Source organism: Symbiobacterium turbinis, assembly GCF_055383075.1.
Genome location: NZ_AP042433.1, coordinates 901,729 through 923,845 on the forward strand (window position 1 = coordinate 901,729; position 22,117 = coordinate 923,845).

Annotated in this window: 21 protein-coding genes; 19 read left to right on the forward strand and 2 right to left on the reverse strand. The window is 68.2% G+C overall.

Annotated elements, in window-relative coordinates:
• Window positions 1–1,569: a hypothetical protein gene (locus ACZ45O_RS04265; protein WP_464855881.1), complete on the reverse strand. Its 1,569-nt coding sequence runs from the start codon at window positions 1,567–1,569 to the stop codon at window positions 1–3.
• Window positions 1,570–1,773: 204 nt separating this feature from the next.
• Between ACZ45O_RS04265 and ACZ45O_RS04270 the strand changes: the two genes are divergently transcribed.
• The 10 genes from ACZ45O_RS04270 (at window position 1,774) to ACZ45O_RS04315 (ending at window position 10,606) form a co-directional block, all read left to right on the forward strand.
• On the forward strand, window positions 1,774–2,919 hold the full coding sequence (locus ACZ45O_RS04270) for an acyl-CoA dehydrogenase (RefSeq protein ID WP_464855883.1): 1,146 nt from the start codon (window positions 1,774–1,776) through the stop codon (window positions 2,917–2,919).
• Window positions 2,913–3,104 (forward strand): hypothetical protein, encoded by a 192-nt coding sequence (locus tag ACZ45O_RS04275; RefSeq protein WP_464855885.1) that lies wholly within the window; start codon window positions 2,913–2,915, stop codon window positions 3,102–3,104. Before ACZ45O_RS04270 ends, ACZ45O_RS04275 begins: the two co-directional genes overlap by 7 nt.
• Window positions 3,101–3,307: an acetyl-CoA carboxylase biotin carboxyl carrier protein subunit gene (locus tag ACZ45O_RS04280; RefSeq protein WP_464855887.1), complete on the forward strand. Its 207-nt coding sequence runs from the start codon at window positions 3,101–3,103 to the stop codon at window positions 3,305–3,307. Before ACZ45O_RS04275 ends, ACZ45O_RS04280 begins: the two co-directional genes overlap by 4 nt.
• 15 nt (window positions 3,308–3,322) lie before the next feature.
• On the forward strand, window positions 3,323–4,690 hold the full coding sequence (locus ACZ45O_RS04285) for an acyclic terpene utilization AtuA family protein (protein ID WP_464855889.1): 1,368 nt from the start codon (window positions 3,323–3,325) through the stop codon (window positions 4,688–4,690).
• A gap of 3 nt (window positions 4,691–4,693) precedes the next feature.
• On the forward strand, window positions 4,694–5,017 hold the full coding sequence (locus ACZ45O_RS04290) for an AtuA-related protein (protein WP_464855891.1): 324 nt from the start codon (window positions 4,694–4,696) through the stop codon (window positions 5,015–5,017).
• A 6-nt stretch (window positions 5,018–5,023) separates the two neighbouring features.
• Entirely contained in the window at window positions 5,024–5,872 is an 849-nt protein-coding gene (locus ACZ45O_RS04295) for a prenyltransferase/squalene oxidase repeat-containing protein (protein ID WP_464855893.1), read from the forward strand.
• Window positions 5,873–5,889: 17 nt separating this feature from the next.
• On the forward strand, window positions 5,890–6,660 hold the full coding sequence (locus tag ACZ45O_RS04300; RefSeq protein ID WP_464855895.1) for an enoyl-CoA hydratase-related protein: 771 nt from the start codon (window positions 5,890–5,892) through the stop codon (window positions 6,658–6,660).
• A 113-nt stretch (window positions 6,661–6,773) separates the two neighbouring features.
• Window positions 6,774–7,715 carry a hypothetical protein gene (locus tag ACZ45O_RS04305; protein ID WP_464855897.1) on the forward strand — a complete coding sequence of 314 codons (942 nt, stop codon included), beginning with the start codon at window positions 6,774–6,776 and terminating at the stop codon, window positions 7,713–7,715.
• A gap of 67 nt (window positions 7,716–7,782) precedes the next feature.
• Window positions 7,783–9,309, forward strand: a complete 1,527-nt coding sequence (locus ACZ45O_RS04310) for an acyl-CoA carboxylase subunit beta (RefSeq protein ID WP_464855899.1) — start codon at window positions 7,783–7,785, stop codon at window positions 9,307–9,309.
• Window positions 9,310–9,460: 151 nt separating this feature from the next.
• Window positions 9,461–10,606: a DUF4349 domain-containing protein gene (locus tag ACZ45O_RS04315; RefSeq protein WP_464855901.1), complete on the forward strand. Its 1,146-nt coding sequence runs from the start codon at window positions 9,461–9,463 to the stop codon at window positions 10,604–10,606.
• An 85-nt stretch (window positions 10,607–10,691) separates the two neighbouring features.
• Here the strand turns inward: ACZ45O_RS04315 and ACZ45O_RS04320 are convergent, their stop codons facing one another.
• Window positions 10,692–11,759, reverse strand: coding sequence for a L,D-transpeptidase (locus ACZ45O_RS04320; protein WP_464855903.1), 1,068 nt, complete (start codon window positions 11,757–11,759; stop codon window positions 10,692–10,694).
• A gap of 231 nt (window positions 11,760–11,990) precedes the next feature.
• On the opposite strand from ACZ45O_RS04320, the gene ACZ45O_RS04325 reads away from it, so the two are divergent.
• From ACZ45O_RS04325 to ACZ45O_RS04365, 9 genes are all read left to right on the forward strand, one after another.
• Window positions 11,991–12,824 (forward strand): DegV family protein, encoded by an 834-nt coding sequence (locus ACZ45O_RS04325; protein ID WP_464855905.1) that lies wholly within the window; start codon window positions 11,991–11,993, stop codon window positions 12,822–12,824.
• A gap of 113 nt (window positions 12,825–12,937) precedes the next feature.
• Entirely contained in the window at window positions 12,938–14,251 is a 1,314-nt protein-coding gene (gene asnS / locus ACZ45O_RS04330; RefSeq protein WP_464855906.1) for an asparagine--tRNA ligase, read from the forward strand.
• 43 nt (window positions 14,252–14,294) lie between these two features.
• Window positions 14,295–14,987, forward strand: a complete 693-nt coding sequence (locus tag ACZ45O_RS04335) for a cysteine hydrolase family protein (RefSeq protein ID WP_464855908.1) — start codon at window positions 14,295–14,297, stop codon at window positions 14,985–14,987.
• Between the two features lie 151 nt (window positions 14,988–15,138).
• On the forward strand, window positions 15,139–16,068 hold the full coding sequence (locus tag ACZ45O_RS04340) for a helix-turn-helix domain-containing protein (protein WP_464855910.1): 930 nt from the start codon (window positions 15,139–15,141) through the stop codon (window positions 16,066–16,068).
• 965 nt (window positions 16,069–17,033) lie between these two features.
• Window positions 17,034–18,260: a D-alanyl-D-alanine carboxypeptidase family protein gene (locus tag ACZ45O_RS04345; protein ID WP_464855912.1), complete on the forward strand. Its 1,227-nt coding sequence runs from the start codon at window positions 17,034–17,036 to the stop codon at window positions 18,258–18,260.
• Window positions 18,261–18,833: 573 nt separating this feature from the next.
• Entirely contained in the window at window positions 18,834–20,231 is a 1,398-nt protein-coding gene (locus ACZ45O_RS04350; protein WP_011195728.1) for an ISLre2-like element ISSyth3 family transposase, read from the forward strand.
• A 443-nt stretch (window positions 20,232–20,674) separates the two neighbouring features.
• On the forward strand, window positions 20,675–21,025 hold the full coding sequence (locus ACZ45O_RS04355; protein ID WP_464855914.1) for an NADH-quinone oxidoreductase subunit A: 351 nt from the start codon (window positions 20,675–20,677) through the stop codon (window positions 21,023–21,025).
• Window positions 21,022–21,522: an NADH-quinone oxidoreductase subunit B gene (locus ACZ45O_RS04360; RefSeq protein ID WP_464855916.1), complete on the forward strand. Its 501-nt coding sequence runs from the start codon at window positions 21,022–21,024 to the stop codon at window positions 21,520–21,522. Before ACZ45O_RS04355 ends, ACZ45O_RS04360 begins: the two co-directional genes overlap by 4 nt.
• Window positions 21,515–22,117: an NADH-quinone oxidoreductase subunit C gene (locus ACZ45O_RS04365; RefSeq protein WP_464855918.1), complete on the forward strand. Its 603-nt coding sequence runs from the start codon at window positions 21,515–21,517 to the stop codon at window positions 22,115–22,117. Before ACZ45O_RS04360 ends, ACZ45O_RS04365 begins: the two co-directional genes overlap by 8 nt.

Consider the following 22,117-nt stretch of genomic DNA (forward strand, 5'->3'; position numbering starts at 1 on the left):
TTACAGCCTGGGATCGTAAGAGCCGATGAGCACCTGCGGCGCCGGATGGCCGACGGAGGTGGCCACGGAGCGGTCCTCGGCGGTGATGAGGATGGTGTCGCAGCGGTTGAGCGGTAGCCCTTCCGCCTCGAAGCGGAAGTTTTCGCCCCAGACCCGCTCGCAGTAGCCCGCCGGCGTGCGCATCTGGTTCTTCTGGTTGATCAGCCAGACGCGGTAGGCGTTGAAGGGCCGTCCGCTCTTGCGGTCGCGGCCGAGCGCCGTCGGGCTGGGCAGACCGCGCAGGGTGAGCGTGAGGTGGCCCCGGCGCAGGTTGATCGTCGCCGTCCCAGTGGCGCGCGGCGTCATCGGGTGGCGCTGCTCGAGCTGGACCTGCACGGCCAGCGGGTTGACGTGGCGCGGCGCCGGCTGGGTCGGGGCCGCCGGGGGCTGGGCAGAGGTGTCTGCGACTGCCTCCCCGAGATCGGCGGAGCCGCCGGCGGCAGCACGGCCGGCCGACTCGGGCAGCACGCCCACGGGGCCGGCGGAAGGGGCGGGGGCGTCGACTGCGGCGCTGCTGTCAGAGGGCCCTGCCGGATCCGCCACAGCGGTGCTGTCAGACTGCCCTGCCAGATCCGCCACAGCGCTGCTGTCGGACTGCCCCTCTGGATCAACCGCTGTGGTGCTGCCCGGAAGCCCTGCCTGGTCGACGGCCGCGCTGTTGCCGTGTGCCCGGGCCTGATCCCCGCCGGCGTTGCTGGCGGACTCCGCCTGGGGCTCGCCCGAAGCGCTGCGCGGGTGTACGTCTGGATCGCTGGTTGCAGGGCCGCCCGCCGGCTGCGCCAGAACACCGACCGCGCCACCCCCGAACTGGGCGGCCGGGGTGCCCGTGGCGACTCCGAACTGGGCGGCCGGGGTGCCCGTGGCGGCACCTCCGAACTGGGCGGCCGGGGTGCCCGTGGCGGCTCCGAATGGGGCGGCGGGACTGCTCACGGCGCTACCCCCGTAGTGTGGGCCCGGGTCGCCGGCGGCCTCCGAAGACCGGCCTGCGCCACCTGCGCCGTCTGCCTGCTGCTGGCCGGCCGCCCCGTCGGCTGGATCCCCCGGCGCCACCGGCCTCGGCTCAGGGGTCGGCGCCAGCGGTGCGCCGCCGTGGGAGGCGATGCCTGCAACACCGGCCGCGGTGTCGAGCCAGATCAGCTTGCCTTCGAGCACCGCGATGGCGCCGTCCCTGCTCCCGCCGAAGGGTTCCGCGGTGACCCGCACCAGTTCCGCCCGCCCGGGCTGCGCCTGCGAGGCCGCCACGACGCGGGTGGCGCTGCCGCGGCCATCCGGACCGACGTTGAACGCGCCCAGGCTCACCACGCCGCCGGGGCCTACCAGCCAGCCTTCATAATAGAAGCCGCCGTGGCCCGAGCGGTCGGTCAGGGTCTGTCCATTCTCCACATGGAGCGTGACCCTGCTGAAACCCGAGTCCGAGGTGATGAGGCAGAACCCCTCCATCGGCTTGCCGTCATGGTAGCGGTGGGACCGGGCCGGTCTCAGTTCCGTCAGCCTGGCGACGGCCAGGCCGGCTGCCTGAATGACTGCCAAGGCGATTCCCTCCCGTTTACTCACTTCCCAAAGACCTTATGCGGACCGGCCTCCGGTCATGTGATGTGACGTTTTTCAGCCGACGGCGCATATTTTGTCACATGCGGCAGGAATCTCTTCAGGGGAGTGCGAATAAGCGAACATTAAACACTAGGTAAACGGTTCTGGCGTGGCCATCAAAGTGGGGAAGGAAGGGGCGGTGGGATGAGCCTGAACTTCGACCTGAGCCAGGAGCAGCTGCTGATTCGCAACCTGGCGCGCGAGTTCGCCGAGGGCGAGGTGGCCCCCGGCGCGGCGGAACGGGACAAGACCGGCAGGTTCCCGGTCGAGCTGGTGCGCAAGATGGGCGAGCTGGGGCTGATGGGCATCCCCTTCCCGGAAAAGTACGGGGGGACGGGAGGAGACACGGTGGCCTACGCCCTGGCGGTCGAGGAGATCAGCCGGGTGGACGGGTCGCTGGGTATCACTCTGGCCGCGCACTGCTCCATCGGCATGGGGCCGGTCTACTACTTCGGCACCGAGGATCAGAAAAAGCGCTGGCTGCCGGGAGCGGCGCGGGGCGAGTACCTGGCCTCCTTCGGGCTGACGGAGCCCGGCGCCGGGTCCGACTCGGCCGCCACCAAGACCACGGCGGTCCGGGACGGCGACGGCTGGGTGCTGAACGGCGCCAAGATCTTCATCACCAACGCCAACTACTGCGGCTACATCGTGTGCACCGCCGTCACCCAGCCCGGGCAGGGGCACCGGGGCATCAGCGCCTTCATCGTGCCCAACCCGACCCCGGGATTCACCATCGGGCCGGCGTACGACAAGATGGGGCTGCGCTCCTCGGACACGCGGCCGCTCTTCTTCGAGAACGTGCGGCTGCCGGCCGACGCTCTGCTGGGCCGTGAGGGGGAGGGCTTCCGGCAGTTCATGGTGACCCTGGACGGCGGCCGCATCTCCATCGGCGCCATGGCGGTGGGCATCGCCCAGGGCGCCCTGGACGCCGCCCTGGCCTACGCCAGGCAGCGGGTCCAGTTCGGCCAGTCCATCTCCAAGTTCCAGGCCATCCAGTTCAAGTTGGCCGACATGGCCATGGAGATCGAGTTGGCCCGGAACATGGTGCTGAAGGCCGCCTGGCTGAAGGACCAGGGGCGCCCGTTCACCCGGGAGGCGGCGATGGCGAAGCTCTTCGCCTCCGAGACGGCGGTGCGGGCCGCGAACCAGGCGATCCAGATCCACGGCGGCGCGGGCTACATGGAGGATCTGCCGGTCTCCCGCTTCTGGCGGGATGCGAAGCTCACCGAGATCGGCGAGGGCACCAGCGAGATCCAGCGGCTGGTGATCGCCCGGCAACTGGGGTGTTAGGGCGTGGCGTCTGGCGGCTGGGCGAGCGGGTCTCCCGGCTGGAGGCGGCCGTGCGGGACCGACTCGGCCTGCCCGAGGACGACCCGTACCGGGCGACGACATCCGGCTACGAGGCGGAGCAACGCCGAATCCGGGCGCGGATGGCGCAGCACGCAAGACAGGCAAAGGAGGAGGAAAAGCAATGATCAGGGCGAGCATGGCGGGTACGGTCTGGAAGGTGCTGGTGAAGCCGGGGGATGCCGTGACCCCCGGCCAGGACGTGGTGATCCTCGAGTCGATGAAGATGGAGATCCCCATCACCGCCGAGGTGGGCGGCACCGTGACGGCGGTGAAGGTGGGCGAGGGCGACTTCGTCAACGAGGGCGACGTGGTGGTCGAGCTCGGCTGAGGGGAGGGGAAGCCTTTGCGCACCGTTCGCATCGGCGCCGGGCAGGGGTTCTACGGCGATTCGCTCCTGCCGGTGCTGGACGTGGCCCGGTACGGCGACGTGAAGTACATCAGCTTTGACACGCTAGCTGAGCTGACGCTGGCCATCCTGGAGAAGGGGCGGCGCAAGGACCCCACCGCGGGCTACACCCGGGACGTGGTCCCCATGATGCGCAACCTGCTGCCCATCGCGAAAGAGAAGGGCATCCGGCTGATCACCAACGCCGGCGGCATCAACCCCCGGGGCGCGGCCCGGGCGGTGGCCGAGGTGGCCCGGGAGCTGGGGCTCTCGCTGAAGGTCGCGTGCGTCACGGGCGACGATATCTACGACCGGCTGGACGAGCTGGCGGCGCAGGGGGTCACCTTCGCAGACAGGGAGACGGGCCAGGCCCTGGGGGACATCCGGGACCGGGTGCTCTTCGCGTCGGTCTACCTGGGGGCGCAGGTGGTGGCCGACGCCCTGGCCACCGGGGCGGACGTGGTGATCACCGGCCGCACCACCGACACCGCCCAGTTCCTGGGGCCCTTGATTCACGAGTTCGGCTGGGCGCGGGACGACTGGGACCGGCTGGCCCAGGGGATCGTCCTCGGCCACCTGATGGAGTGCTCCGGCCAGGTGACCGGCGGCAACTACCAGGTGGGGTGGGAGGAGATTCCGGACCTGCACCGCATCGGCTTCCCCATCGCCGAGGTGAGCGAGGACGGCAGCTTCGTGCTGACCAAGGCGCCCGGCACCGGCGGACGGGTGGACCTGAAGAGCGTGAAGGAGCAGTTTCTCTACGAGATCCACGACCCGACCACCTACATCACGCCCGACGTGATCTGCGACCTGACCACCACCCGGCTGGAGCAGGTGGGCGAGAACCGTGTCCGGGTGAGCGGCACCACCGGCCGGCCGGCCCCGCCGACCCTGAAGGCCCTACTGGGGTACGCCGACGGCTGGATGGGGGAAGGCTACATCTCGTTCAGCTGGCCGAACGCTTACAGCAAGGCGAAGCGGGCGGCGGAGATCATCCGGAAGCGGCTTGAGATGCACGGGGTGCAGCCCGAGGAGATCCACGAGGAGTACATCGGCATCAACTCTCTCTGGGGCGCCCTCGCCCCCGAGCCGGCGGATGAGGACCGGGTGAACGAGGTGCGGCTGCGCATCGCCATCCGCACCCGGAACAAGAAGGACTGCGAGATCCTGGCCCGGGAGTTCCCGCCCCTGCTCCTCTCGGGCCCGCCCACGGCCTCGGCGGTCGCGGGCACGCCGCAGCCCCGGGAGCTGATGGGTCTGTGGTCGACGCTGATTCCCCGGGAGCTGATCGAGCCCTACGTGCAGATCCAGGTGGAGGAGGTGTAGCCGGTGGCGAGGCGGATTCGGCTGATAGAGATCTGCCACGCGCGCTCGGGCGACAAGGGCGATGCCTCGGACATCTCGCTCTTCGCCAACGACGACGCGGCCTGGGAGATCATCCGCAAGCACGTGACCCGGGAGAGGGTGGCCGAGTACTTCAAGCCGGTCGCCACCGGGCCGGTGGAGCGGTGGGAGGTGCCCAACGTCCAGGCGTTGAAATTCCTGGTACACGGCGCCCTGGGCGGCGGCGCCCCCCGGTCGCTGCGCAGCGACAACCTGGGCAAGACCTTCGCCGCCGCCCTGCTGCGCATGGAGATCACGGTAGAGGAGTAAGTCTTTGTGGCACTTCCGCAGATCGATGTGGCACGGGCCAGGGCTTTCGTCGTGGCCCACGGGAACGCAGTGGATGCAGCACGCCTGGAAGGGATCCTGGGCAGGCATCAGCCTGACCGGGCGGTGGTGCGGGCCCTGGAGGGGCTGCAGAACCCGGACGGCGGCTTTCCGGCCTCGGTCCTGACCTGGGGCGGCGGAGAGGAGCCGGGCGCAGGCGAGTCATCCGTCGCGGCGACCTGCACCGTGCTCGCCTGGCTGCGGGACATCCCGCCGCTGGCCGGATCGCCGATGGCCGGGCGGGCCGTCTCCTTCCTGCGCCGGTCGCAGCAGGTGGACGGATCGTGGCTCGAGGCGGACCGGCCGGGGATCCCGTCTGCGGAGGCCCACCCGGCCGCGCAGGCCCGCCTCACGGCCCTGGCGGCGTATACGCTGCAGGTGATGGAGCCCGACCATCCGGACCCCATCGCCCGGGGCGTGAAGTGGCTGCGGGCCGCGCTGGCCGGCGGCCCCGACCGGGCCTGCAGCCGCACGCTGATCCTGGCGGCCGCGCTCCGGGGCCTGCCGCCGGACGGGGCCCTTGCGCTGCTGAAGGGCCGCACCCTGTCGGCCGGTGACCTGGCCCTCTGGCTCACGACCTACGCCGAGCTGGAGCTGCCGGCGCACCGCCTGCCCCTGGCGGTGGAACTGCTGGAGCGGCTGGCCGGCATGCAGCAGCCAGACGGCGGCTGGCCGGCGGTGGAAGGCGGTTCGCCCGGCGGGGAAGCCGGTGGGTCCGCCGGCGGGGACCGGCGGGCGGAGGCGACGCTGGGCGCGCTCCGCGCCTTCCGTGGGTTCGGGCTGATCCTGCCGGCGTAGAAGGAGGTGGCGTGTGGATGGAGAAGGTGCGCCTGACCCGTGAGGGACCCATAACCTGGCTCGCCCTGCACAACCCGGAGCGGCACAACGCGCTCTCGCGCCAGGTCGTGCGGGATCTGCAGGCGGCGGCCAGCCAGCTGGCCGTCGATCCGTCGGTGCGGGCGGTGATCCTGCACGGCGGCGAGGCCAAGTCCTTTTGCAGCGGGGCCGACCTGAAGGAGCGGCAGGGGATGGACGAGCCGGCGGTGCTGGACACCGTGCACGCGCTGCGGTCGGCCGTGAACAGCATCGCGCAGCTTCCCATGCCGGTCATCGCCGCCATGCACGGCATGGCCTTCGGCGGCGGGCTTGAGCTGGCCCTGGCGTGCGACATCCGGGTGGCCGCCGACGATGCCCAGATGGGCCTCACCGAGGTGGGCTGGGGCATCATCCCCGGCGCCGGCGGCTGTGCCCGGCTGCCCGCGCTGATCGGGCCGGCGAAGGCGAAGGAGCTGATCTTCACCGCCCGCCGCCTCACCGCGGCTGAGGCCCTGGCTCTGGGGCTGGTGAACCGGGTGGTCAGCCGGGCGGAACTGCTGGATGCCGCGCGGGCCCTGGCGGAGGAGATCGCCCGGCAGGCGCCGCTCGCGGTGCGGGCCGCCAAGCGGGCCATCGACGCCGGCCACGGCCTTGCTTCAGCCCTGGCCGCCGAGTGGCAGGAGTACCGGTCCATCGTGCCGACCCGGGACCGGCTGGAGGGGCTGCGCGCCTTCGCCGAGCGCCGCCCGCCCGTCTACCGGGGCGAGTGAGCGCACCGGGCGGGAGGGCGCACGCGCCGCGCCGGGCATGAGGCAAGCAGACGTACGAGGCAAGTACACGCACTGGTGGAGGGAGAACGTTGCTGCTGAAGGACGCTGCTTTGATGGAGCATCGAGTCACACTCGTGGGGGCCCTGGGCGGGCTGCTGGCCCACGCCGGGCGCCGCATGGAACCGGCCTATCTCATGGGCGTCACCGGCCATGCCTTCCGGCTGACGCTGGATCTGGTCATCTCGCCGTCGGCGCCGCACGAGCTGAACTTCCACGACGTGTTCCCGCTCTGGGAGCGGCTGGGGGCCTGGTTCAAGCGGGTCGCCGCCCGCCCCGCCGACCCGGGCTACGCGGACGTGCGGGCCGAGGTGATCGAGCGTGTGGAGCGGGCCGTGGCGGGGGACCGGCCTGCCATCGTGTACGACCTGCTGGCTTCCGGCGAGTACGGGCTGGTGGTGGGTGTGGAAGGCGGACGCTGGGCCTGCCTCACCCCGGACGCGCCGGCAGAGCCCCGGTGGATGGACGTGGCCGACTGGCCGCCCGCCGCCCACGCGGCGTTCACCCGGGCCGAGGTGATCACCCTGCTGGACCTCGCCGCCGAGTTCGACCGACGGGCGGCGGAGGCCGCGTCGCTCCGGTTCGCCGTCGACCACTTCTGGGCCCCGGCGTCGCGGGACATGTGGCTGCAGCACGGCCGGCAGGCCTACCAGTTCTGGCGCACGACCCTGGCGACGGCCGGCCTGCCGCTGCACGGGCCGGAACCGGGGCGGGGCCACAGCTACAACCTGGGCGTCCTGCACGCGGCCCGCGCCGATGCGGCCGCGTACCTGGCGGACCTGGCCGGGCGGTATCCGGAGGCAGGCACGCTGCCCCGGGCGGCGGAGGCCTACCGGCGGGTGGCGGAGGCCCTCGCGGAGGCGGTGTCGCTGGTGCCCTACCCGGGTGAGGGGCTGGCCGGGCGCCGGAGCGAGGTGGCCGCCTGCCTGGACCGGGCCCTGGCGGCCGAGACGGAGGGGATCGAGGCCATCGAGCGGGCCCTGCGGGCGCTGCGTTAGCCCGGGAGGATCGCCGGAACGGCGCGCAGGTGGGCACACAGGAGAATCGGCAGAGGGGGAGAGGACGATGAGCCTGGATGCTGAGCTGAGGGCGCGGGAGGAGCGCATCAAGCAGGGGGGCGCGCCCAGGTACCACGAGCAGGCGCGGGCCCGGGGCAAGCTGTTCGCCCGGGAGCGGATCCGGCTGCTCGTGGACGCGGGCTCCTTCGTGGAGGATGGCCTGTTCGCCAACTGCGAGGCGGGGGACCTGCCGGCGGACGGCGTGATCACCGGGCTGGGGCGGATCGACGGACGCCCGGTGGCCATCATGGCCAACGACTCCACCGTGAAGGCGGGATCGTGGGGGGCCCGCACGGTGGAGAAGATCCTTCGGATCCAGGAGACCGCCGAGCGCCTGCGGATCCCGATCTTCTACCTGGTGGACTCCGCCGGGGCGCGCATCACCGACCAGGTGGAGATGTTCCCCGGTCGGCGCCATGCCGGCCGCATCTTCTACAACGAGGTGCGGCTCAGCGGCCTGGTGCCGCAGATCTGCCTGCTCTTCGGCCCCAGCGCGGCCGGGGGCGCGTACATTCCCGCCTTCTGCGACGTGGTCTTCATGGTGAAGGGCAACGCCTCCATGTACCTGGGATCGCCCCGCATGGCGGAGATGGTGATCGGCGAGAAGGTGACGCTGGAGGAGATGGGCGGGGCGGAGATGCACACGGCGGTCTCCGGCTGCGGCGACCTGCTCTGCGAGACGGAGGAGGAGGCGATTCAGCTCGCCCGCCGGTACCTGAGCTACTTCCCGCAGCGCACCGGCGAGCGGCCGCCGGCGGTCGCGCCGGTGGAGCCGAAGCCCGGCCGGCCGCTGGAGGAGATCGTTCCGGTTAATCAGAACGCCGCCTTCGACATGTACGAGCTGATCGACAGGATCATCGACGAGGGCTCCTGGTTCGAGATCAAGAAGCGCTTCGCGCCGGAGCTGATCACCGGCTTCGCCCGCATGGGCGGCCGGGTGGTGGGGATCGTCGCGAACCAGCCCCGGGTGAAGGGGGGCGTGCTGTTCGTCGACTCTGCCGACAAGGCCGCCCGGTTCATCTGGCTCTGCGACGCCTTCGAGATTCCGCTGCTGTTTCTGGCCGACGTGCCGGGCTTCATGATCGGCACGAAGGTGGAGCGGCAAGGCATCATCCGGCACGGGGCCAAGTTCATTGCGGCGGTCAGCGAGGCCACGGTGCCCAAGATCTGCCTGGTGGTGCGGAAGGCCTACGGCGCCGGCCTCTACGCGATGGCGGGCCCCGCCTTCGAGCCGGACTGCACCCTGGCCCTGCCCACGGCGTCCATCGCCGTCATGGGCCCGGAGGCGGCGGTCAACGCCGTGTACGCCAACAAGATCGCGGAGCTGCCGCCGGAGGAGCGGCCGGCCTACGTGGCCAGGCTGCGGGAGGAGTACAGGCGGGACATCGACATCTACCGCCTGGCGTCGGAGCTGATCGTCGACGCGATCATCCCGTTCGAGCGCACGCGGGAGGAGTTGCTGGCCCGGTTTGCCTTCTACGAGGGAAAGAAGCAGGACTGGCCGGCGAAGAAGCGCGCGGTCACGCCGGTGTAGTGCCGCAGGGCCGTGGCGCGGGCCGGAATCGCGCAACAGGCCGGGGGTGGTGCGCGGGCTGCGCACCGCTTCTTTCGTTGGCGGGAAACGAAAGAACCGTGCGAAACGTCCATTGGGCAGGACGGAAGTCCGCAGAGAGGGGTTGCTCCGGATGAGAAAGAGAAGCATCTGGCTCGCGCTCCTGGTGATCCTGTCCCTGGCCGTGAGCGGCTGCGGCGGCTCGGCCTACGAGGCGGCGCCGCAGTCCGGCGGGGCCACGGGCGCGCGCGGCGGCAGCGCGGTTGCGCCGTCCGTCCCGTCGGCGCAGGCCCCGATGCCCGTCGGCAGCAGCGCTCTCAAGGTCGCTGACGCGAGCGGCAGTGTCGTCGGTGGCGAAGCGGCCCCGGCGGCCGACCGCAAGATCATCCAGAACGCCGAGGTTGAGCTCAGCGTCAAGGATGTCGACGAGGCCCTGCGGGCGATCAACGCCGCGGTGGCCGAGGCCGGCGGGTACGTGCAGGACAACCGGGTGTCGGGCACCCGGGAGCAGGGGCGCCGCGTGGCGATGAAGGTGCGGGTGCCCGCCGGCAGCTACGGCTCGCTGCTCGAACTGCTCGATGGCCTGGGCGAAGTGCTCAACCTGCACCAGTGGACCAACGACGTCACCGAGGAGTACCTGGACCTGGAGGCGCGCATCGAGACCGGCGAGGCCCATCTGGCCCAGCTCAGAAGGCTCTATGAGCAGAGCGGCACGGTCTCGGAGATGATCGAGCTGGAGCGGGAGATTGCCCGGGTGACGGCGGATCTGGAGTCGCTGAAGGGCCGCTACAACTTCCTCGCCAACCAGGTGGCTTTCAGCACCATTACCATCAACCTGTATGAGCCCGGGGTTCCCACGCCGTCCCGCAGCCCGCAGACGCTGGGCGAGCGGATGCGCGACAGCTTCCTCTTCTCGTGGAACGCCACCATCGATGCCGCGGAGAACCTGCTGGTCGGGCTCGTGGCCCTGATTCCCGCCCTGCTGTTCCTGGCGGTCCTGGGCGGCATTATCGGCGGCCTGGTCTGGCTCATCCTGCGGGGCCGGCGGGGCCGCTCGTCCGGAGAGGGCAGGCCGCAACCGCCGCCGAGCGGGGGTAGGCCGCAACCGCCGCAGAGCGGGAGCAGGCCGTCTGCGCCTACCGAGCGCGGGGGTGAGTCCGGCCATCCCCTGTACACCCCGCCCACGGCCGGGAAGGCCGGGGCCGGGCCGGAGGAGGGGCGGGGCGCGAAGCCTGCAGCGCCGTCTGCGGAGGAGGCGGACGACCCGTCCGGGCGGTGATCCGCCGGGCTGAACGCGAACGAAAGCCAGACCGGCGACCGCTGCTGCTCAGCGGTCGCCGGTCTTCTGTTCCCTCTGCCCGGGGCTACGGCCCCTCCAGGCTGTTCCTGATGATGATCGGGGTGCCCAGCTCAACCCGGTCGTAAAGCTGCTCCACCTCACCGTTGCTCATGAGCACGGACCCTTCGGAGTTCCACCTTCCCAGGGACTCGGGAGCGTTGGTCCCGTGGATGGCCCAGAGTGCCCCCCCATCGCCGTCAAACACGCTGAAGCCGATCCAGCGGGTGCCAAGGGGGTTGGCCGGGTCCAGGGCCCGGATCCCCTCCTTGTAGTACGGGACGCCGGGTACCATGCGGGTGACCGTGAACTCGCCCACGGGGGTGAGGAGGTTCTCCGTCCAGTTGTCGGCCGACGGGGCCGGACCTGCGATGTGGCGGCCGGTGGACACCCGGGCTGTCTGGACCAGGTCGCCGCCCTCGTAGTACCACAGCACGTTCAGCCCCTTGTCGACCAGGATCACCGTGGGTTCCGGCGGCGTCAGGGGCGCCAGCGCCGCGTAGTAATCTGCCGGCACCAGTCCGTGCTCTGGATCCAGCTGCCAGGCCCGGTATACGGGCTCCCCGCCCCGGGCTTCCAGGGCCTCCTCGCCGCCCACGGTGACGGCGACGGGCTCGCCCTCGCCCGGCAGGGTGCCGCGCCAGACCACCACGTCCTCAGCCCGGGGAAGGTCCATCAGTTCGACCTCGCCCTCCGACACGGTGACCACGTGTCCCACGAGCGGTGCGTCGCTCCCGGCCCCGGTGACCAGCGCCAGCTGCATCCGGCCCGCCTCGCTAGCCGAGACCGCGAGCCGTTCAGGCTCGCCGTCTCCGTTGAGGTCCGGAACCGTGAACTCCCGGGCGGGCGTGAACGGCAGGCCTTCGGAAGCCGGCTCGGCCGGGTCGGTTACGGCGGGCGCATCCGCCGGGGGCGCCACGGCCTGGCGGATCCGGATGACGGCCCAGCGCACGCCGAAGCCCAACCCCACGATGAGTCCGATCAGAACGAGCAGAGCCACCGCCCGCCTGCGGGCGTAGCGCCTGCGCCTTTCCTCCCGCCGACGCCACTCCCGCCGGGCAGAGCGCCGCGCGTCCGGTTCGTACAGGTGGGACATGGGCATCCCTCCTCGGCCGCTTCCTATGTTGTCTTGATTATAACCTATCTTCTAGTTTAGACTCCATTCATTTGCAGGACGAGGCGCGACCCGTGGCGGGACGGGGCGGCGCGCCGCCGGTTCGCTGCGTGAAGCGCCGGCGCCGGAGGCACACTGCAGGAAGAACCGCATATCTGTCGAAGCAGGATGAAACCTGCCGGAAAGGTCTGGCAGCGAATTGGGGGTCAGGCTTTGATTCACATCGTCACCGACGGCAGCGCGGGCATCCCGCCTGACCTGTGCGAGGCGCTGTCCCTCACCGTGGTCCCCGTGCCCATCCACTTCGGATCGACGGTCTTCAGCGGCGGCGTCGAAGACGCCGGGCGGTTCTACGAGCTGCTCGCCGCCGAGCCGCCGCCCTCCACCTCGACGCCGGCCCCTGCGGAGTTTGAAGCGCTCTACGGCAGCCTCACCCGCGGCGGAGACCAGGTGCTGTCGATTCACATCATGGAGAGCAAGTCCGGGCTGATCAACGCCGCCCGCATGGCGGCGGCCGCGCTGCCCGAAGGGGCGGTGACGGTGGTGGACTCGGGCTCGACGTCGATGGGCATGGGCCTGCAGGTGCTTGCGGCTGCCCGGGCCGCCCGGGATGGCGCAACCCTGGCCGAGCTTGCGCAACTGGTGGAGCGGATTCGGGAGCGGGCTGCGCTGTACGCGGCGATCCCGCAGCTGACACAGCTTCGCCGGTCCGGCCGGGTGTCGCTCAGCAAGTCGCTGGTGGCCGGCCTCCTGGCCATCAAGCCGGTGCTCTACGTGGGGCAGTCCCGCATCGAGGTGGTGCGCACCGTGCGGGGCTGGCGCCAAGCCGTGGAGCAGATGGTGGCCCTGGCCGAGGCGGGGGCGGGGGGACGGAAGGTCCACCTGGCCGTGGTGCACACCAACGCCGAGGCGGCGGCCCGCAGCCTGCTGCAGGAGATCGCAGGCCGGTTCAACTGCGCCGAGGCGCTGGTGGCCGAGGCAGGGCCGGCCCTGGCGACGCACGCGGGCGAGGGCGCGCTGGGCATCGCCACGCTGGCGGCAGATTGAACGGGTTGAAAAGGGGGCGTCCCGCCCGGGCGCCCCCAATTCGTTTTTCAGATTGGCCTTTCGCGTGGTATCATCAGGGAAGATGCTGATGCCATTCAGGAGGAACATCTGCTATGAAATGGGTTACCGTTGATCGTCTGCCGCAGCACGAAGGCGAGATGGTAGAGCTGCGCGGCTGGGTGCAGAACTACCGGAGCTCGGGCAAGATCCAGTTCATCATCTTCCGCGACGGCACGGGCGTCTGCCAGGCCGTGCTCTTCGTAAAGGACGTGCCGCCTGAGGTCTTCGAGGCCGGCAAGCGGCTGACCCAGGAGTCTTCGATCATCATCCGCGGCACGGTCCGCAAGGATGACCGCGCTCCCGGCGGCTACGAGATCGGCGTGAAGGAGCTGGACATCGTCCAGATCGCCGACGAGTACCCCATCACCAAGAAGGAGCACGGCACGGAGTTCCTGATGGACCACCGGCACCTCTGGGTGCGCTCCTCGCGCCAGGTGGCGATTCTGCGGATCCGCAATGAGATCACCATGGCGATCCACCAGTTCCTGCAGGAGAACGGCTTCATCCTCACCGAGTCGCCCATCCTGATGGGGACGGCGGCCGAGGGGGGCGCGACCCTGTTCGAGACGACCTACGTCAACGACGAGCAGGCCTTCCTCAGCCAGTCGGGCCAGCTTCACGTCGAGGCCACCGCAATGGCCCTGGGCCGGGTCTACACCTTCGGGCCCACCTTCCGGGCGGAGAAGTCGAAGACCCGCCGCCACCTGATCGAGTTCTGGATGGTGGAGCCGGAGGCGGCCTACTTCACCCATGAGGACAACCTGAAGCTGCAGGAGGAGATGGTCACCTACGTCGTCAGGCGGGTGCTGGAGCGCCGGGCGGCCGAGCTGAAGACCATCGGCCGTGACACCACGCTGCTGGAGAAGGTGGAGCCGCCCTTCCCGCGCATTACCTACACCGAGGCCGTGGAGATGCTGAAGAAGCTGCACAAGCCCGGCGACGAGTGGGAGCCCATCGAGTGGGGCGAGGACTTCGGCGCACCCCACGAGACGGTGCTCACGCAGCAGTTCGACAAGCCGGTCTTCGTGGAGAAGTTCCCGGTGAAGATCAAGGCCTTCTATATGCAGCCCGATCCCGAAAACCCCGAGGTGGTGCTCGGTGCGGACCTGCTCGCGCCCGAAGGCTACGGCGAGATCATCGGCGGCTCGGAGCGCATCCACGACCCGGAGCTGCTGAAGCGCCGCTTTGAGGAGCACGGCCTCGACATGGAGACCTACGGCTGGTACTACGACCTGCGCCGGTTCGGCTCGGTCCCGCACTCCGGCTTCGGCCTGGGGGTTGAGCGGACCGTGGCCTGGATCTGCGGCCTCGACCACGTGCGCGAGACCATTCCCTTCCCGCGCCTTTTGAACCGCCTGCATCCGTAACGGGGCAGCGCGGCCAGTCGGAGACAGAGAGGAGGGGCCCCCGATGGCTAAGCGAGCGCTGTTTGTGATCGATACCCAGGTCGATTTCAACGACGAGCAGGGCAGCCTGACCAGCTTTCAGCGGTCAGACCCCAAGATGCAGCGCATCGCGGATCTGATGGATGAAGTGCACCGGGAGGGCGGGTTTATCGTGGCCACTGCCGACACCCACCCGCCGCTGCACCACCCTGAACACCTGGTGACTTACCGGCGCATGCTGCAGGAGACGATGGGGCCGGACCGCTTCGAGGCATACATGGACAAGGCCTACGAGGCCTACCGGGAGGAGCTGAAGATCTACCCGCCCCACTGCGAGTACGGCACGCCCGGGTGGCAGCCCACGGCGGCGATCGCGGCCGCCTTCGAGCGGCTGGGGGACGACCTGATCTGGATCCAGAAGCCGACCTACCGCCTGGTCGACGGCTGCGTCATGAAGGGGCCCGCCGCCCTCATGGGCCGCACGGGGGTTGAGGTGCTGGATTACCTGAAGGAGCAGGGTGTGGAGGAGGCGATTGTGACCGGCCTGATCACGCCTGTCTGCGTGCTTGCGACTGTGGAGTCCGCACTGGGCGTGGGCTTCCGGGTCACGGTCGACGAGCGCCTGGTTGATTCGTACGACGAGGAGAGCCACCGTCAGGGTCTGGAGCGGATCGCCGCCGCGGGCGGCGTCGTGGTGCCGGCCGGCGACGGGGAGTAGTATGCTCATTCACGCATCCTTCCACCTGGCGCTCCATTTCACAAAGCTGTGACAGGCCGGGAGGGATTTCGCCCGTTGCTGGAGAAGATGGGTGCAACTGGAGTTTCCCAGAAACCACCCGGGGTCGGCTCTGCAACGGGAGGTTGATGAGATGGAGGAAATCGGCCGGCGTTTGAAGGCGGCGCGTGAGGCCAAGGGGATCACGCTGCAGGAAGTGGAAGAGGAGACCCGCATCCGCAAGAAGTACCTCGAGGCGCTCGAGTCGGGGCGGACGGTCCTCATTCCCGGGGAGGTCTATGTGAAGGGTTTCCTCCGGAGCTACGGCAACTTCCTTGGCCTTGACGGCGATGCCCTGGTGGAGGAGTACAAGGCCCTGAAGGCTCGCCCGCCGGTAGAGGACGCGGATGGCGTCGACGGAGGCGCCGCCGGTGCCGTCGGTGCCGCCGGAGAGGCTGAGTCTGCCCCGGCCGGCTCCGATGCGCGCCTGGCTTCCGCCTCCCGGGAGCCGGCCTTCGTAACAGCCCCCCGCCGGTACGGGCGGAGCCGGGCGAAACGCCGCAGGGGTCGGCCCGGTCCGGGCGTCTACTTCGTCCGCCGCCTCGCGGTGGCGCTGGTCATCATTCTGCCGCTGGCGGGGCTGGGCTACTGGTTCTGGAGCCGGCAGGCCGCGGCGCCGACGCCGCCGTCTGATCCGGCGGTGCAGGGGCCCGGGCCGGTGGTGACGGAGCCGGAGCCCGAGCCGGAACCTGAACCCGAGCCGGAGCCGACGCCCGAGCCGCCCCAGCCGCCGAAGCCGGTCATCACCGTGGGCGCCCCGGTGGGCGAAGAGGTGGAGATCACCGTCGGCGCGCAGACGATCGACCTGCAGATGAACTTCACGGCCGACACATGGCTGGAGGTGTACGACCCTGCGGGTGAGCGTTTGTACTGGGGTAAGGCCAACGGCGCCGTGGAGCTTCAGGGCGAGGCGTTCCGGATGCGCCTCGGCCACGTGAACGCTTTTGAGCTCACGCTGAACGGCGAGCCCGTGGACCACGGCCTGGCGGGCGGCCCGTACTGGATCAACATCAAGACAGAATAAGCTTGCGTCCGGCCTTGCAGGCCGGACTTTTTTGTGTTTGCGGCGGCGGCAGGCGCGAAGCCCCCAGCGGAAGCGCTGGGGGCTTCCTCGGGGCCCCGCGGGGGTTGGTGGCGCCGTGGGCTGCCTGGGCAGCTGGCGTGTTCCCTGCCCCGGGGCCATCGTGTTGCACACGTTTTGAGAGCGCCCAGAAGCCGTTGTCTGCGCGGGTTTGCTGCGGAGTCCCTGTGGCACAAGGGCTGGAGCCGGTCTCAAACCGTGGGAACTTCAAGGTTGAAGCTGTGCCGGGGCAGGGCGAACCCGGGGGAGCGCTGGGGCAAGGGGGAACCCCAGCTGGCGCGGTGAAGGGCTTTTCGTGTTGCCAGGGGCTTCCTGGGGGTCTCCTAGGGGTCTCTCGAGGGCGTTGGTGGCCCCGGGGGTTGTTCGGGCAGCTGGCGTGTTCCCTGCCCCGGGGCCATCGTGTTGCACACGTTTTGAGACCGCCCCGAAGCCACAGCCTGTGCGGGTTTGCTGCAGGGTCGCTGTGGCACAGGGGCTGGAGCCGGTCTCAAACCGTGGGAACTTCAGGTCTAAAGCAGCCTGGGATGGCCCCGACGTGACGCGCCGGAGGAGTTTGGGATTGAAGCATTACCTTGGCACAGCGTAATTACGTGGGCCGGTCGGGTGGACTTTGCGCAATCACGGTCCAGGGAGGGTTCGTGGCTGCGGGATCGTCGTGTTGCACACGTTTTGAGAGCGCCCCGAAGCCACAGCCTGTGCGGGTTTGCTGCAGGGTCGCTGTGGCACAAGGGCTGGAGTCGGTCTCAAACCGTGGGAACTTCAAGGTTGAAGCTGTGTCGAGGCAGGGCGAACACCGGGGGAGCGCCGGGGCAGGGGCGAACCGCATGCCGAGCCGGCAGAATCCTGCGAGCGCACGCGGATAGCGCCGCGCCGCACCGCCCCATACTAGCCGGTGGAGGTGGTGCGTCGTGAAGCAAATCCTTCGAGTGATGGCCGCGCTGCTGCTTGCCGCCGGCGCCCTGCAGACGGCGGCGCCGCTGGCTGCGGCTGCTCCGGAGCCTGCAGCGCGTCCGGTGCCGCTGATAGAGCACTACCGGGACGCTGTGGAGTCGCCGCCCAGGCTGTGGGCGCACGGCGCCATCCTGATGGACGCCGCCACGGGCGACGTGCTCTGGGAGCACAACGCGCACGTGCGGCTGCACCCCGCCAGCACCACGAAGGTGCTGACGGGGCTGATCGCCCTCGAACGGGGCGACCTCGACGCCAGGGTGACCATCTCGAAGCGCGCCGCGCAGACGCCAGGAAGCTCCATGTACCTGCGGGAGGGGGAGGTGCACACCCTCTACGACCTGGTGCACGGGCTCCTGCTGCGGTCCGGGAACGACGCCGCGGTCGCCATTGCCGAGGCCATCGCTGGATCGGTGGAGGATTTCGCCGTTCTCATGAACGAGCGCGCCCAGCGGCTCGGAGCGAGGAACAGCCACTTCGTCAACCCCCACGGGCTCACCCACCCGGACCACCTCAGCACCGCGTACGACCTGGCCATCATCACCCGGGCGGCCCTGCAGAACCCGCTGTTCGCCGAGATCGTGGCTACGCCGGCCAAGGAGCTGACCTACGAGGAGCTGGGCCGCAAGGTGGTGCTGTACAACACCAACCGGCTCCTGCGCGGCCTGCCCGGCGCAGACGGGGTGAAGACGGGGACCACCGGGGCAGCCGGCCCCTGCCTGATCGCGAGCGCCACGCGGGATGAGCAGAAGCTGATCTCGGTGGTGCTGAATGCGTCGAACCGCTGGCGGGAATCCTCGGCCATCCTGGAGTGGGGCTTCCGCAACTTCGCGGTGGCGCGGCTGGGCAGGGCCGGCGAGGTGGTGACGCACCTGCCGGTGCGGGGCGGCAAGCGGCGGGCGGTGCCGCTGGCCCTGCGTGAGGAGCTGGCGGTGGTCGTGCCCCGCAGGGATGGCGAGGTGCCGGCGCTGCAGCTGGATCTGGCGGATTCCCTGCGCGCGCCGCTGCGGCAGGGGCAGGTGGTCGGGCGGGCGTGGGTCGAGACGCCCGGGGACGGCCAGCGGCGGGTTGATCTGGTGGCGGCCGAGGCACTGCCGGCGGCAAGCTGGGTGGACCGGATTTACCAGGGTCTCCTCGCACTGGTTGAGTTGGAGGGACAATGGAACTTGAATGTTATGGGCCATTAACGGTAACATTTATATTGCCCATTACCCTTGATAATGCACGGTAGTCGGCGGCAGACGATCCACAAGCGGTAAGGACGGGCGCTATGCCCGTTTTTTGCTTGGGAGCCCATTCACAAGACTAATGACATTTGATATGGCACCTTGGTATACTGTCAGGGAGAGTCGGTCCTACTTTTGACCTGTCTGAGCCTCGACCGAGTTGTGGGCCCGATTCGTGCCGTGGTTCACAAGCTTCCGCATGAGCAGAAGGTGCTTCCTGTACCAGGATGTGCTACTGTCCGTAGTAGCTGATAGCTTCCTGCAGCAGGATCTGCTACTGTCCGTAGTAGCTGATAGCTTCCTGCAGCAGGATCTGCTACTGTCCGTAGTAGCTGATAGCTTCCTGCAGCAGGATCTGCTACTGTCCGTAGTAGCTGATAGCTTCCTGCAGCAGGATCTGCTACTGTCCGTAGGTGTGAGTAAAGTTTTCGTGGGTACAACACATTTTTTCTCCTGAAATAGCAGGACGAGAGATGTGCCCTTCCAAAGTGTTGAGATTGGCCAATACCAACACGAGGAGGGTCATCTCTCGTCATGGAGCAAATTCGTGCTGCGGTGGATTTCTCCTTTCAGGAGATTGAACGTTTGGCTTGGCAACAGACACTCGACTGCTTCCGCGAGGCTTTGGTCGAGGCGCTCTCTGCGATTGACACGGCGCTGTACGAGAGCCGAGACCCGAGTCGGTATGTGTACAAGGAAATGCGGTCCCGAAGCGTCGTCACCAAGTTCGGGCCGATCACGTTCCAGCGCCGCTACTACTGGGACCGCGAGGAAGAGCGTTTCGTGTTCCTGCTGGATGAGGTGTTGGGAATAGCGAAACGGCAGCGGGTGAGTGACTCGGTAAGGGCAGATGCGGTTGAAGCGTCTGTGACAGCTGGATCGTACCGGGGTGCTGCGGCAGAGCTGGAGCGGCGGGATTGCCAGGTGTTTGTCAGCCATGAAGCGATTCGGCAGTGGAACCTGCAGACCGGAAGGGCGCTTGCAGCGGCGGAAAAACAGCAGCAGATGACGTTGGCCGGTACCCGACGTGTGCGGGTCTTGTTCATCGAGGCAGACGGGTTCTGGCCAGCTCGTCAGCGTGGCAAGAAGGCAGAAGTCCGGCTGTTTGTGATTCATGAGGGTTGGATCCAGCGAGGCCCAGGTAGTAAGGAGTACAGCCTGGTGAACCGGCGCGATTTCGTGCCCGAACCGGGCAGGGATAGCTGGGAGCAGTTGAGCGAGCTTCTGGAGAGCGAGTACGACCTAAGCGAGACCTGGGTGATCATCAACGGGGACCGGGCGTTGTGGATCCGGGAGGGCGTGACGTGGTTTCCCAAGGCGCTGTACCAGATCGATCGGTTCCACCTGAAGCGGGAGTTAAACCATGTGCTGCGCCACCGGCCCCAGCGCTTAGAGCAGGCACACGCTGCACTTGAAGCAAACGATGCTGGACGGTTGCTGGCGGTGCTGGATGAAGCGCATAAAGCCGAGACCGACACGGATCGTCGTGGGAAGATGCGCCGGCTGCTGGCCGACCTCAGGACGATGCCGGAGTCAATTCGAGATTACCGTATTCGGCTGCAAGAGCGGGGCGTCAACGTTGAGGGGTTACGCGGCGTGGGCGCCGCGGAAGGGGCGGTGGAGCGGTATTCGGCACGGCTGCGGAAGGTGGGGCGGAGCTGGTCGGAAAGTGGCCTGATGGCAATGCTGCAGGTGATGGCAGCATATTATCGCGGCGCTTTACGGGGGGCCGTACAGTACGTTGAGCGTGCGTTGGGGCTTGAATCTGTGAACGCGGCTGCGGAGAAAGTGCGCCATCGGGTTCGTGAGACCGTAGGCCGGGGAGTCGATGCTGCCCGGCATGCACGCATGCCGATCCTGAACGCCGGTCGCAACAACAGCGGAGGATACTCCAAGACGTTCAGGGGGTTTGCGGGTCTGGTGACCAGGTAAAAAACGAGAACGGTAGTCAGCGTCCGTTCAAGAACCAGATTTATACAGAACACTTTTGGAAGTGAGACGTACCCACTTTGGCTTGACAGGCCCTGTCCGTAGTAGCTGATAGCTTCCTGCAGCAGGATCTGCTACTGTCCGTAGTAGCTGATAGCTTCCTGCAGCAGGATCTGCTACTGTCCGTAGTAGCTGATAGCTTCCTGCAGCAGGATCTGCTACTGTCCGTAGTAGTTGATAGCTTCCTGCAGCAGGATCTGCTACTGTCCGTAGTAGTTGATAGCTTTCTGCACCAGGATCTGCTGCCCGGACCAGCTGACACTGTTTCGCGCACCAGGTTCTGCTGGCACCCGCACCGGTTTCTCGTGCTCCCTGCGCAAGTTTCTTTTCTAGCGCTTCCTGCGCAAGTTTCTAGTGTTTGATTGTACCCAGAAGGAGGCTGGCGCATGCACCCGTATCTGCCCCTGCTCATCTACCTGCTGGTCGCGCTGGTATTCGCCGCGGCCATGAGCATCCTGGGCACCAGTTTTGGGCGGAAGAAGCCCGAACCGTACAAGTTGCAGCCTTATGAATCCGGACATCCCACGGCTCCGTTTGCAGGGCGCTTCCCGGTGAAGTTCTACCTCGTGGCCATGCTGTTCGTCATCTTCGACGTCGAGGCGGCGTCGTTCTACCCGTGGGCCGTGAACCTGCGTGAACTGGGCGCCTTCGGCCTCATTGAAATGATTACGTTTATGGCGGTTCTGGCCATCGGGTACGCCTACGTCTGGAAGAAGGGAGGCTTCAACTGGCGATGAGCGCGGACGGCGTGTTCAAGGACCAGGGTGGCTTCCTGACCACCACCGTCGATTCGTTCCTGCGCTGGGCGCAGTCCAACTCGATCTGGCCCCTGACCTTCGGTCTCGCCTGTTGTGCCATCGAGATGATGAACCTGGCCTCCGGCCCCCGGTACGACATCGCCCGGTTCGGCTCCGAGGCGTTCCGTTCATCCCCCCGGCAGGCGGACCTGATGTTCGTTTCCGGCCGCGTCTCCAACAAGATGGCCCCGGTCATCAAGCGGGTGTACAGCCAGATGCTTGAGCCCAAGTGGGTCGTCGCGTTCGGCGCGTGCGCTTCCACCGGGGGCATCTTTGACAACTACGCGATCATGCAGGGTGTCGACAACATGCTGCCGGTCGACATCTACGTGCCGGGCTGCCCGCCGACCCCCGAAGCCGTGATCTACGCCGTGCAGAAGTTGCGTGGAGAGATCCGCAAGGATGACCCGAGGGGAGGCATCATCATCCGTGGCTAACACGATGCATGAGCGGGTGGCTGCCGCCCGCGAACGTGTGAACAACGAGGTGATCCCCGCCCTGCTGGAGGCCTTTCCTGGCAAGGTCGAGGTCATTCCCCCGACCAATGACCAGATTCCGCAGGTCTACGTAGCCAGCGACGCACACGAGCCTGTGGCCAGGTGGCTGAAGGCGCGGGGCTTTCACATGCTCGTCGACATCACCGCAGCCGACTACTACCCCAAGCGGGAGCCGCGGTTCGAGCTGGTCTACCACCTGCGCGAGATGCCCGAGAAGGACCCGAAGGGTGAGAAGGGCCTCGGCATGATCCGGGTGCGGGTGAAGCTCACCGAGAAGGAGCCAGTCCACACCCTGAGCCACATCTGGGAGATGGCCAATGCTGCGGAGCGGGAGATCTGGGACCAGTTCGGCCTCAACATCGTCAACCATCCGAACCTGACCCGCATCCTGAACCCCGACGACTGGGAGGGCCACCCGCTGCGCCGCGACTACCCGCTGCGCGGCCCGCGCGCCCTCATCAACCTCGAGATGCCCGCCGACGAGAACCGGTACCACCCCTTCGTCGACGCGGAGCCCGCAAAGGAAGGAGAGTAG